The sequence below is a fragment of the Fibrella forsythiae genome, assembly GCF_017353175.1.
Lineage (GTDB): Bacteria > Bacteroidota > Bacteroidia > Cytophagales > Spirosomataceae > Fibrella > Fibrella forsythiae.
Map to the genome: position 1 here is coordinate 530,340 of NZ_JAFMYW010000001.1, position 12,937 is coordinate 543,276.

9 protein-coding genes are annotated in these 12,937 nt (G+C 51.3%); 4 read left to right on the forward strand and 5 right to left on the reverse strand.

The window, feature by feature from the left end; genetic code table 11:
- Positions 1–119: 119 nt before the first annotated feature.
- Entirely contained in the window at positions 120–878 is a 759-nt protein-coding gene (locus J2I46_RS02610; RefSeq protein WP_207327367.1) for a 5'-methylthioadenosine/adenosylhomocysteine nucleosidase, read from the forward strand.
- 79 nt (positions 879–957) lie between these two features.
- Here J2I46_RS02610 and leuS read toward each other — a convergent pair whose 3' ends face one another.
- The gene (gene leuS / locus J2I46_RS02615) at positions 958–3,804 is read right to left on the reverse strand and encodes a leucine--tRNA ligase (RefSeq protein WP_207327368.1); all 2,847 of its coding nucleotides are present in this window, start codon (positions 3,802–3,804) and stop codon (positions 958–960) included.
- 109 nt (positions 3,805–3,913) lie between these two features.
- Between leuS and J2I46_RS02620 the strand changes: the two genes are divergently transcribed.
- Positions 3,914–5,713 (forward strand): hypothetical protein, encoded by a 1,800-nt coding sequence (locus tag J2I46_RS02620; RefSeq protein WP_229379458.1) that lies wholly within the window; start codon positions 3,914–3,916, stop codon positions 5,711–5,713.
- A 2-nt stretch (positions 5,714–5,715) separates the two neighbouring features.
- Here the strand turns inward: J2I46_RS02620 and J2I46_RS02625 are convergent, their stop codons facing one another.
- Genes J2I46_RS02625 through J2I46_RS02635 form a run of 3 tightly spaced genes read right to left on the reverse strand, consistent with a single transcriptional unit; the run spans position 5,716 to position 7,829 of the window.
- Positions 5,716–6,483 carry a class I SAM-dependent DNA methyltransferase gene (locus J2I46_RS02625; protein WP_207327369.1) on the reverse strand — a complete coding sequence of 256 codons (768 nt, stop codon included), beginning with the start codon at positions 6,481–6,483 and terminating at the stop codon, positions 5,716–5,718.
- Positions 6,476–7,414, reverse strand: coding sequence for a glycosyltransferase family 2 protein (locus tag J2I46_RS02630; RefSeq protein ID WP_207327370.1), 939 nt, complete (start codon positions 7,412–7,414; stop codon positions 6,476–6,478). Before J2I46_RS02630 ends, J2I46_RS02625 begins: the two co-directional genes overlap by 8 nt.
- Positions 7,415–7,433: 19 nt before the next feature.
- Complete coding sequence (locus J2I46_RS02635; RefSeq protein WP_207327371.1) at positions 7,434–7,829, reverse strand: sugar 3,4-ketoisomerase; 396 nt, start codon at positions 7,827–7,829, stop codon at positions 7,434–7,436.
- 528 nt (positions 7,830–8,357) lie between these two features.
- On the opposite strand from J2I46_RS02635, the gene J2I46_RS02640 reads away from it, so the two are divergent.
- Positions 8,358–11,339 carry a PD-(D/E)XK nuclease family protein gene (locus J2I46_RS02640; protein WP_207327372.1) on the forward strand — a complete coding sequence of 994 codons (2,982 nt, stop codon included), beginning with the start codon at positions 8,358–8,360 and terminating at the stop codon, positions 11,337–11,339.
- A gap of 88 nt (positions 11,340–11,427) precedes the next feature.
- Here J2I46_RS02640 and J2I46_RS02645 read toward each other — a convergent pair whose 3' ends face one another.
- Positions 11,428–12,345, reverse strand: a complete 918-nt coding sequence (locus J2I46_RS02645; RefSeq protein WP_207327373.1) for a histone deacetylase family protein — start codon at positions 12,343–12,345, stop codon at positions 11,428–11,430.
- A gap of 165 nt (positions 12,346–12,510) precedes the next feature.
- Here J2I46_RS02645 and J2I46_RS02650 point away from each other — a divergent pair, with 165 nt between their 5' ends.
- Complete coding sequence (locus J2I46_RS02650) at positions 12,511–12,936, forward strand: hypothetical protein (RefSeq protein ID WP_207327374.1); 426 nt, start codon at positions 12,511–12,513, stop codon at positions 12,934–12,936.
- The last annotated feature ends 1 nt before the right edge of the window (position 12,937 follow it).

Consider the following 12,937-nt stretch of genomic DNA (forward strand, 5'->3'; position numbering starts at 1 on the left):
TAGGCAATTGCGGTTCTGGGTACGTTGCCATCCCTGTGAAAGCCTGGAGCGACCAAATTCTATACGTTATTTTTAGAAAAAGCAGCGTTTCCTACTGATTAGCCCAGTAGTTTCGCGGCATGCAGTCGACGATAAATTCCAGCTCAATTACGGCCCTGCTGGGGGCATTTGGTGAAGAAGTGAAGTTAATAGAAGCAACGCTTCAGGACGCCGACATTGTTGACCTGAATGGTCACCGCTTTGTGACAGGAACACTTGGGCAGCAGCGGGTTGTAGTGACCCTGACGGGGATTGGCAAAGTAAATGCCGCGATGACAACGGCCTTCGTCATTGCCCATTTCCGGCCGCAGCGGATCATCTTCACGGGTATTGCCGGTGGGGTACGTTCTGATCTGCAACCCGGCGATCTGGTCATTGGTGGCGAAGTTGGTTTCCATGATGTGCGCTCGGTTACCCTGACGATGGAACCAACCCGGCAGAGTATGCACCCGGTAAGCTACGAGCTTAATCCGCTATACTTTACGGCCGATTTGTCGCTGCTGGCGCTGGCTGAACAAACGGCGAATACACTCGAATTTGACTCGATTCCCGGCACCGATCGCCCACCGCTGGTAACAGTTGGTCGTATTCTGACAGGCGATGAATTTATACATTCGGCCCAGCGCGCCGCTGATCTCCGTAACGAATACGGGGCCGATGCAATTGAAATGGAAGGAGCCGCTGTGGCGCAGGTCTGCTACCAGCAAGCTATTCCCTGCATCGTAATCCGTAGCCTCAGCGACCGCGCCGATAGCCACGCTGTAATTGACCTTCTTGCCTTTCTAAGCACCGCCGCCCGAAATTCGGCGCGGCTGGTGACGGCGATGATGGGCGGATGAGCAGGTTCAGGTTCCGGGTTTCAAGTGGCGCTACCGAATAGCCTTAATGCAGCAGCGCCACCTGAAACCCGGAACCCTTTTACATCACCACGTTTACAATCCGTTTCGGAACGACTACAATTTTCTTCGCGGGTTTGCCTTCCATCCACTTCTGAACGACCTCATTAGCCAGTACGTCTTGCTCGATTTCAGCATTTGGCCGGTCGAGTGCGAAGTTGATGGTTGTCCGGACTTTGCCGTTGATCTGGATTGGGTATTCAAACGTGTTTTCGACCAGATATTGCGGATTGAATACGGGGTACGTTGCTTTCGACACGGTGCCCGGTTCATTACCCAGTGCTGCCCAGAGCTCTTCGGCAAAATGAGGCGCATAGGGCGATACCAGCAACACAAGGTCCTGAAGAATAGCCCGTTTGTGACATTTCAGCGTTGACAACTCGTTGACGCACACCATGAAGGCAGATACCGATGTGTTGAACGAGAAGTTCTCAATATCCTCCTGCGCCTTCTTAATGGTCTTGTGCAGCACTTTCAATTCCTCGGGCGTTGGCGTTTCGTCGGTAACGATCCATTGCGTAGGTGCGTCGGCCGTTTCACCGCCCGGTACGTCCTTGTAGAATAACCGCCAGAACTTACGGATAAACCGGTACGTGCCATCGATACCGTTGGTATTCCAGGGTTTCGCCTGTTCGAGCGGCCCAAGAAACATTTCGTACAGGCGAAGCACATCGGCGCCATACCGTTCGGCTACCACATCCGGGTTAACGACGTTATATTTTGACTTCGACATTTTCTCCACGGCTGACCCGCAGACATAGGTGCCGTCAGCTTCCAGAATAAACTCAGCAGTAGCATAATCAGGAAGCCATTTTTTGAACGCCTCAATATCCAGCACATCGTTTTCCACGATATTGACGTCGGCATACAGTTCAGTAGTTTCATACTGATCTTTCAGACCATAGGATACGAATACAGGCGCTTTACCCTGCTGACCAGTACCCTCTAGCCGATACACCAGCATCGAGCGCCCCTGGATCATGCCCTGGTTGATGAGCTTTTTGAACGGCTCTTCCTGGGGAACGTACCCACGGTCTTTCAGGAATTTATTCCAGAAGCGACTGTATAGCAGATGGCCCGTGGCGTGTTCGGAACCGCCCATGTACAGGTCAACATCCTGCCAGTAGTCGATGGCTTCGCGGTTGGCAAATTCATCGGTATTCTGCGGGTCCATGTAGCGGTACCAATACCACGACGATCCCGCCCAACCCGGCATGGTACTCAGTTCGTAGTCGTACTTCCCTTTATATTTCCAGCCTTCGGCGCGGCCGAGGGGTGGCTCACCCGTTTCAGTTGGCAGGTATTTATCGATGGCGGGCAATTCGAGTGGCAGGTCAGCCTCGTCGATCAGGTACGGTATGGGTTCGCCGTGGCTGTTTTGCTTGAAGTAAACCGGTACGGGTTCGCCCCAGTAGCGCTGACGGCTAAAGACGGCATCGCGCATCCGGTAGTTGACCTTTCCTTTTCCAGCTCCTTTTTCTTCAAGCAAAGCAATCAACTTCGCCGTGGCTTCCGGGTACGTCAGCCCATTCACTAAGTCCGAGTTAATGTAGCGGCCTTCTTTAGTGTTATCAGCCTGCTCGTCCATACCTTTTTGTCCATCCAAAATCGGGATGATCGGCAGGTTGTACTGCTTCGCGAACAGATAATCGCGCTGATCACCGGATGGCACGGCCATAACCGCGCCTGTTCCGTATCCAGCCAGCACATAGTCGGCCAGCCAGATGGGCACCTGAGCACCACTGACAGGGTTTAGGCAGTAGCTGCCGGTGAACACCCCCGACACCGTTTTAGCATCCATCATCCGGTCACGTTCTGAACGGAGTTTTACAGCGGCGATGTACGCGTCCACTGCCTCTTTCTGATCGGGTGTGGTCAGATCGGCCACGAGTTCGTGCTCAGGAGCCAGTACCATAAACGTAACGCCGTAGATCGTATCGACCCGGGTGGTGAACACTTCGATGAAGCCCTCAACGTCCAGCGAGAATTTCACGCTTGCTCCAACGCTCCGCCCAATCCAGTTACGCTGTTGCTCTTTGATCGATTCAGACCAGTCGATGGTATCGAGGCCGTAAAGCAACCGGTCAGCGTAGGCGGTGATGCGCATCATCCACTGCCGCATCAGCTTCTGCTCAACAGGGTAGCCGCCACGCTCAGAAACCCGACCGTTAGGACTATCTTTTACTTCATCGTTGGCCAGTACTGTCCCCAGGCCAGGGCACCAGTTTACCATGGCATCGGCCAGGTACGTCAGGCGATACGTCAGGGTAATGGCATATTGTTCCTCTTCTGATTTGGCGTTCCACTCTTCGGCCGTAAATGACAGCACGTTTTCGTCGCAAACCGCCTGCACACCGGCTGTTCCGTTCTGGCTGAATTTTATGAGCAGTGTTTCGATTGGTTCAGCTTTGTCAGTTTCGCGGTTGTACCATGAACGAAACAATTCCATGAAGATCCACTGCGTCCATTTATAGTAGGCCGGGTCGGAGGTACGTACCTCGCGGCTCCAGTCGTAGCTGAAACCAATATTTTTAAGCTGCTCCGTATACCGCGCCAGGTTCTGATCGGTTGTCAGTGCAGGGTGCTGACCAGTTTGAATGGCGTACTGTTCTGCCGGGAGACCAAATGAATCAAACCCCATTGGGTGAAGCACGTTGAAACCCTTCAGACGTTTATACCGCGCCACGATGTCAGACGCAATATACCCCAGCGGGTGGCCCACATGTAGCCCTGCCCCTGATGGGTAGGGAAACATATCGAGCACGTAATATTTCGGTTTTTGACTTTGTGAATCGGTTTTGTAGGTCTGGTTTTCTTCCCAGAACCGCTGCCATTTCTGTTCGGTCTCGCGGTGATTATAATCGGCCATTGGGGAATGTATAGTGTAACGCGTAGCTGGACGATGTCCATGTCTGTTCCGGGATGCTCACCCGAAATTAAGTTGCAAAAGTAGCCCTTCGTATGGACTTTTACGCGGTATGACCACCACACTCGTTGCCAATCCTCGCTTGCGAACAACGCTGACAGCTTTCCTGCTGGGGATTGTTGTAACCGTTCTGGGCGTTGGTATCATACAGGACTTCCACGGCCCATTGCTCGACGGCGGCGATACCGACCAGTATGCTTATACAAGTTACTACTTTGCCCGCAACCTGACGCTCTGGCCAATTCCGCTGCTCGACCTTCATAATAATCAAACCTTTTATCCATACGGCACTCACCACGTATTTCTGCCCTGGGGATTCGAGCGCGACTATTTTTACGCCCTGCTCGACCGTTGGCCGAATGCTGAGTACAAACCGTTTCTACAACTCTATTATCTGTTCAGTTTACTCGTAGGGGCCATAGGTACGTTCCTGCTACTTCACAAACGCTTCGGTAGTACGCGGGCCTGTATCACCGGGCTGATCGTCTCATTATTCACCTTCTACAACCTCTACAAATACCCGGTTCACTACAATATGGCCGTGGTGCACTGGACGGTCTTGTGCATGCTGGCGACCTTCCTGCTGGTATATGATGCATATCATTCTTACCCGATAAGTCTGACACGCTGGCTAGTGTGGGCCTGGTTACACCTCGCTATCCTGGGGCTCGAATTAGGCTATGTTGCGGGATATGCGCTGGCTTTTTCTACACTTTGTGCGCCATTTATCCTGTATCAGCTGTGGCACAAAAACAGGCTTGACAACACACCCAACTTAACACTGTTAACCTATTGGATAACAACCAATTATCGAAAACACAAAGTCACAGTCATTTTGTTGATTCTGCTTTGTTTTATCACGATCTGGCTCTACGTTCCGCTGTCTGCGCAGATTAGCCTTGATGCACTCAGCTATGATTTTCCAGACGTGGGCGAGATGCGAGCCTGGTCGCATCCGTTGCGGTTGTTTATTCCCAGCCTCTCCGGCCTGGATGATTTTGCCATCAGGTACGAAACCATCTTCCATGATCCGCCTGCTGAGAGTTATGGCCAAACAAGTCCGGGCCTTTACCTCACCATTCTTGGGCTGGCAGGTTTGTGGCAACAACGGAACAAAGTGGGGCTTTGGGGGCCGGTTGCTCTCCTGCTGGTGCTCTGCCTGTTATACCATCCTGTTTCGTTTCCAACGATGAAAATCTTTCCCTGGTTTTCCTTCAATCGCCACGGTGGACGATCGAGCATGGTCTATCCAGTATTGCTCTGCATGCTGGCGTTGCCTATCCAAACGCCTAAAAAACGCCTTAGTCAGCTGGCTCTTCTGAGCATCTTTGCCTTAATGCTTGCCGAATGGTTCCACGGCTACACATTCCGGCGGTCCTATGCCACCACGAGTGCTTCTCCAGGTTTATTCACGTACCTACAGACCGTACGTGATACACCCGGAAAAGCAGTCTTCGACTGGCCGTTCTGCATTCAGGGGGCCGATGCAGTAGCAAACAGCGATGGCCTTTGCTCTTTCTATGAAGCACAGAATAGTGTCAACACCCTTCGCCGTTTTTACCACAAGGCTGTGGTTGGCCAGTATGTTGGTCGCCTGCATCCCGATCTTGTCAGACCATTTATCCGTGATCAATGGCCACGACTTTTAGCACCTGATTATGTTTTTACGGAAGCTGACTGGGCGTTTGTTGACCATTTTTTGCGGGATAATGAGTTTGCGGGTATTAACCTGTATACCGACCTGCTCACGCCCGAACAAGCGCAGGCGTTCATTTTGCATTACGGTCCGGTAATCGCCACGTGCAAACACCCCACGGCCGGACACCTGGCATTTTTACGACTCAGAAAGTAGTGTTAGCGCTTTTGCTCCAGTTCAAGGAATAGTGAACTGCCAAACGGCGCGGATGGCAGTAAGGACTGTTCAGCGCTGACAATTCCGTACAGCATCCGGTTTACCAGCGGATGAGGCAGATACACATCTGAGCCCGGTTCCCCGGCCGATCGCCAGCCCATTCGGAGTTGCAATGCCTGCCACTGCCGAACAAATAAAATCAAAGGAGATAACGCCAGGCTCCAGTATGTCGAGAAATTGATTTGCAAGCTCACCTCCTGAGAAAGACGCTCAAAATCTGACCGTACAAATCGCCGAAGACTACCGACAGCCAGATCGTGCTGCCCCCAAAATACCGAAAACGCGTTGTTATTGCTGATCAGAATGCCGCCAGGCTTCAGCCTGACGCGCAGCGCGGTGAGGAGAGTTCTCAGTTCCGGGTCGTTGAAATAACAGAGTACGTCATTGCAGATAATGACGTCGAATGTCGACTCTGGCATATACGATGCCAGGTCGTTTAGATCAAGTTGGTTTACAATTAACCCACGTTCCCGACAGCAGGCCACCCCTTCAGCAGAGCCATCAACCCCGGCCAGATTAGTGAATCCATGTTGGCGAAGCCGATGCAATAGTCCACCGGTACCGCAGCCAGCATCAAAGATAGCCAGGTCCTGTTGCTGGCCAAATCGTGCCTGAATACGGCGAATAACCTGCTTATGTAACTGACGATACCACCAGAGCTGCTCTTCAACGGCAAACATGCGTCGGTGTTCATCTGGCTTATCAATCATGCGTTTTTCCTTCCAATACCCCCCAGGTACGTTTCACTACATACGGAGGCATGCCACTTTGAGTCATAGACAGTCGGCCAACATATTCGCCCAGAACACCAACAAACAGGAGTTGCAATCCCCCCAGCATTGATACGACCCAGAACGCCAATTCCCACTCGCGAACAACGAGCCAGCCTGATATTTTCCCGGCGAAGAGCACGATGCCAAACCACACGCTAAACCCCAGCAACGATGCACCGATTCCCGTCAAAACACGAAGTGGCAATACCGAATAGCCGACCAAAACTGTCAGGAACAGCGAGACGAGCTTACGAATGGTATAATTCGACCGGCCTTCCTGCCGCGAATGATGGTCTACCAATACGCTGCCCACATTGCTGGTCACCCGAAATATCAATCCGTCGATATAGGGGTATGGCCCTTTGTAGCGGATGATTTCGTCTACAACATCGCGCCGGATCAGCTTAAAACTAGAGAGGTATAAATCATCTGGTTTGCGCAACAGGTACGTTGCCAGCACATTAGTGAGGTTACTCCCCAGATTTCGAAACCAGTGATGCTGTTTTTGCCCGTACTGGCTGTACACGACATCATACTCATTGGTCTGCGCCTCTCGTAGAAGCGATAGGATAGCCTCTGGCGGGTTCTGAAAATCATCGTCGATGATGGCGGTGAAATGGCCGGTAGCAAAATTAAGACCGCAGAGTACAGCGTTGAATTCACCAAAATTTCGCCGAAGGCTGACGGCTTTTACATTGCTGTACCGATCGGCCAGGCGCGAGCACACCCACTCTGAACGGTCCTTACTCCCATCGTTTACCAGAATCACCTCGAACTCACGGCCTATTAAACAGGCTTCCAGCCGCTCGAGCAACGGTGTTAATGTGCGCTCACTGTTGTAGACAGGTATGACTATGCTTAGTTCCACAACGGTAGCTGAAATGGGTTTATGAATTATTTACATGTGCATACCGGCTAGAGGGATATGGCTCATCAATGTAATCTGCCTGGTCGTAGGGCTCATTGGAAAGCACCAGTAATACAGCATCATCACTGAACTGATCCATCACGTGCCAGTCCTTGGGTTCAAGTACCAGGCAGGTATCCGGGCTCACTAAGGTATAATCCTCCTCTTTCTGACCGTCCTGTACATACACGTGACACTGACCAACCAGGCAAATTAATGCGTTCCATGCCTTATGATGACGGTGGCCACCACGCTGAGCATTTCCTGCACTATGAATATAGAACACGCGCTTTATATCACCCGGCAACGTATTGTTGTATACTGTTAGATTACCTGATGTAGAGTTAAATGTGTCTAAAGTAAATATTTTTGCCATTACCCCTCAATTATGCCTCCATTTTCATTTCAGGCTAGAAAAATACGCACTTCTCTGTTAATAGGGTTAAAAAATAGACGAAAGGTTAAATTAAGGTTAAAAGATCTAATACAGGTGATTATGAAACGGTGACTGATACCCTTAATTAAATTACATCTGTATATACAATCATTTCCACATACTATCAGAACCGAGCAGGTTCTATAACTAGGTATTTACCCGATAGACAGCTGCTGCGAGTGAAGAACAATCTATAAATCTAGTTCAAAAAATTAATGATCATTATTAAATATACCAAATTAACGCTCCAGCCCGGCAAGGAATATGCCTGGAAATTGGGGCGGTATGATGTACTTCCGGTTGCACCATCAGTGTCTTTTCTCTCCTGATGATAAAACGGGACTAGCGAACCTGCAGCAATTCGTCGCCAGCAGGTCTGCCAATCAACTTCGTGATGATTGATTCCAGACGTGGAATGATAGTCGGGCGGTACGGGGTTATCTTTACAGATAATCCGCTCGTTTTTCCGTGACATTTCTTCAGCAAACAGCCAACTACATTTACGCTAAACACAGCGCTACTGCTCAGCAGCCGCTCGATCATGTTTGGGTTATTTTGCCCACACGCCGGGCCGTAACGGTGTTCCAGCAGGAATTGGCCTCTCTGGCCGATCGGCCTATGCTTGCACCGCATATGGTGGCTGTAGATGACTTCATTACCGAAGCAGCAGGCGTTCAGTTGATCGATAACGTCAGCCTCTTATTTGAGCTCTATGACGTATTTCGGGAACTAGATAAAAACATCGAATTTGAACAGTTTGTCGGCTGGGCATCGGTCTTGCTGAATGATCTTGACCGGATCGATCAGTACCGGATCGACCCAAACTACCTGTTTGAATACTTGACAGAAGCCAAGGCGATTGAACGCTGGACACCAGAAAACCACCAGCATACACCCGCCCTTCCCCATACACCCGCCGTCTCGAATTACTTCGGCCTCTTCAGCAACCTGAAAGCAGCCTACTACTCGCTCCGCAAACGCTTGCTGGCTGCTGGATTGGCCTATCGGGGTATGGCTTACCGCTTGCTTGCCGATGATGTGCGGCTGCGTGTGCTCGATAATCCTGCGTACGAAAAGATTTATTTCGTTGGTTTCAATGCCTTGACAGCCTCTGAAGAGCACATTATTCGGGTCTTGACCAATACGCCGAAAGCAGAACTGATCTGGGATGTTGACAGCTATTATCTCGACGATCCGGAACAGGAAGCGGGCTATTTTTTGCGGCAATACAAAAATCAGAAAGGCTTCTCCGGCTTCAAGAATCGCACCGGCCATGTGGGTCAGGGCGGCGCTGAGAGTGTAGGAATTGGCAACACATTAACCACCACCCCCAAGCAGATGCGGATGGTGGGTGTTCCAACGGCTTCGCTTCAGGCAAAAGTAGCCGGCCAGTTGGTCGATCAGTTTGATGCGGAAGATGACGCGCCTTCGATCCGAACCGTGATTGTTCTGGCCGATGAAACGCTGCTGGTTCCGGTGCTTTATTCGCTCAATGAATCGGTGAGTGACCTGAATGTAACGATGGGTCTCTCGCTGCGTAGTTCGCTGCTTTTCACCTTGATTGATACGGTCTTTGAGATGCAGCGAACCATGATGGAGTTCAGGACGACCGAGGGTGGGGCATCCAAAATACCTAAATTTCACCACCGGCAAGTCGTTAAACTGCTGAACCACCCTTTCGTTCGGCAGTATGAAAAGCTACACGGTCTGCTGGCTCCCGATCAGGTAAACGAACTACCCCGGCCGCTACTCGACTGGATACTGAGTGAAGTAGTAACGGGCAAACGGGCCTATTTGGGTGAACACGAAATGCTTGACCTGGGCCAGGGCGACCCGCTGTTCGGTGTGCTGTTTAAACGATGGCGACCCAATCACCCTTCTGACGCGATCAACGCCTTATTTAAGTTGATTGACCTTCTGCGCGATGTGTATCGGCACAGTCAGGATACGATCGAGATCGAGTATCTCTATCTTTTCTTCAGCCTGCTGAAACAACTCGAAACCACCCTGAACCGACAAACTGAAGCGGCCAAACTGGCAAAGAATGCGCCAGCGGTAACAGTTCGAAGCTTTCAGCAATTTTTGTACGAACTGATTCGCCAAACCACGATTCCGTTCACCAGTGAAGGCGATAGCCGCATTCAACTGATGGGCCTGCTGGAAACACGAACGCTCGATTTTGAACGGGTCATTATCTTGTCGGCCAATGAAGGAGTGTTGCCTCAATCGCGCCGTATGAATTCGCTGATTCCGTTTGATATTGCCATCGAAGTTGGTTTGCCAACGTATCGCGAGCAGGAAGCCATAACGGCTTACCATCTATACCGGTTACTGCAACGGGCTTCCGACGTTACGTTTCTGTATACTACTACGGCCGATGCCTATGGAAACAGCAAGGGTGAACCCAGCCGGTTCCTCCGTCAGATCGAACACGAACTGGTTCAGGCAGCCAACGGAAACATACGCTTCAGCAAGCCGCTGGTTCGCGTAGCAGACGGTGCCGGCCGTACTGACACGGTGATTTTATCAGTGCCCAAAACGGATACGATCCGCGAGGCGCTGAAGACGTACCTAACCGAAAACGGGCTCTACCCTACGGCGCTGAACCACTTCGTGGCGTGTTCCATGCGGTTTTATTTTGAGCGGGTTGTTAAAATCCGGGAAGAAGAGGAAGTGGACGAGCGAATCGATAGTGCGGAGTTTGGCACCTGGCTCCACAATACGATGGAGAGCCTCGACAAGAACTACCGGATGCTCGACCTGCCCGTGACGCCCGATCTGGTCCAGCGTGTGCTGGAAGACGAGTACCGGAACCTGATGAAAGGCCGGGTTGCCGATACGGGTTATAACCTGCTTTTCTACCAGTTGGCCAAAGACCTGATGCAGGCCTTCCAGACCTATCAGAATCAGGAAACGATCGAGAAGGGAATTCGCGTACTGGCCACGGAACGTACCTTGCAAACGTACCTGCCGGTTGATATCGGAGGTGACGTGGTGCAGGTAAAAATTGGCGGTAAGATTGACAGGCTAGAACAATTGGCCGACGGCACGATCCGGATTGTCGATTATAAATCGGGGGTGGTGAAGCTCCCCACCAAGATCGAAAATCTGGCAGAGTCGCTAACCTCGCTGGCCGACAAAGACAACAAATGGGAGAAGATCAGGCAGTTATGGCTCTACAAATACCTCATCCTTAAGGAAAACCAGTATCCCGACAAACCGGTTGAAGCGGGTTTCTACTCGCTACGTACCTTCCAGAAAGAACCTGCTTTCCTGACCAACCGCGTTGCCTTTTCTGACGATAACAACCGCGACACATACATTACCGAAACAGAAGCCCTACTTACCCAGATGGTGCAACGCATGTTCGATACGACGGCCCCGTTTGCCATGACCGACAATATTGAGACGTGTAAATACTGCAACTATACCAAGATCTGCGGGCGATAAATCCGTTTGCTGTTTTCAGTCCGCTGTCTTCCGTTGCTCCGCCGTGTAACAGCAACGTACCTATGGTGGAGCAACGAAAGACAGCGGACTAAAAATACATGTTCGCCGCAACGCGGAAGGTGTTACAGTGGGCTTCAACAATGTCGGCTACGCGGGGCGAGTAGCCGCCGCCCATCGAAACTACGATTGGTAGACCGTGTTTCTGCGCCTGGCCAAAAACGAACTGATCGCGCTGCCGAACGCCATTCATCGAGACCTTCAGTTTTCCCAACCGGTCGGTTTCAAGAATATCAACTCCCGCCACATAAAACAGAAAGTCGGGCTGTTGGGTAGCCAGCAACCGCGGTAGTGTGTCGGATAATAGGTTCAGGTACGTTTCGTCAGCTGTGCCGGTGGCCAGCGCAATATCCAGATCAGACTGCTCTTTTTTGAGCGGGTAGTTATCCTTACCGTGCATGCTGAACGTGAACACCCGTGGTTCGTGCTGAAACATGACCGCCGTTCCATTGCCCTGATGAACATCGAGATCAATGACCAGGATTTTACGGGACTGGCCGGTTTCGAGCAGGTGATGGGCCGCCACGCCAACATCGTTTAGCAGGCAAAAACCCTCGCCATGATCAGGATAGGCGTGATGGGTACCTCCGGCAACATTCATGGCCACGCCATCGCGCCGGGCCAGGTACGTGCAGTCGAGTGTTCCCTGGGTAATAACCCACTCCCGTTCAATGAGGCGCGGCGACATCGGGAAACCAATTCGACGAATCATCCGGGCGTCTACCGTCTGGGTTTTCAACGCCTGAACATAGTCGGGCGTGTGAACGCCAAGCACCCAACGATCATCGATTGGTGACGGCGCGAAGAAATTTTCGTCAGTACAGGTACCCTCGTACAACAATTGTTCATGGATCAATTCGTATTTCAGCATTGGGAAGCGGTGCGGCTCTCCCGTGGCGCTAACGGGCAGTTCGTGTTTGTACAGCGGGGCGTAGGCAATCTGGAGCATAAAGGAGAAAACGGGCCATTCGATAAATACTGTAACCCGCTTACGAACTGACAGTGAACGTATAGGCAGAAACGTTAGTAGTTTAGATACCTGTTGTTGCCAGCATCAGGAAAACCAAATCTATCCGTCATAGTTTATTATGCATAAGCCAGAATTCATCAACCTATGAACATCGAACTCTCTACATCGTCCGAATTGGTACCCTTTGAGCTGCTAGACGTCCTGGTACAGAACCGTCGCGACGGTGATGCGAACCGGTCGCTGCTCTCGTTGCATTTTGTTGGCAAGCGAGGCCGTCAAACCGACCGGCTGAAGATGCCGTTGCTGACGTGGTTTGATGCGAATCGACTCCAACAGTTTACTTATCAGCTGGCACATGGCACCCGGCCGGAAAACAGCCATATGGATTTACCTGACTCGGGGCTTCGGCTGACAGTTGGTGGAAGAAACCGTGGGTCTATTCGGGTTGAATCTCTGCCATCATCACAACGCCGGTTTGCTCCCGTAGAGATCAATGGCACGGCAACAGGCCTGCGTGATTACGCTAAAGTATTGTATACCAGGCTTTGGGAGGCTTTTTGCCGGGGATAAT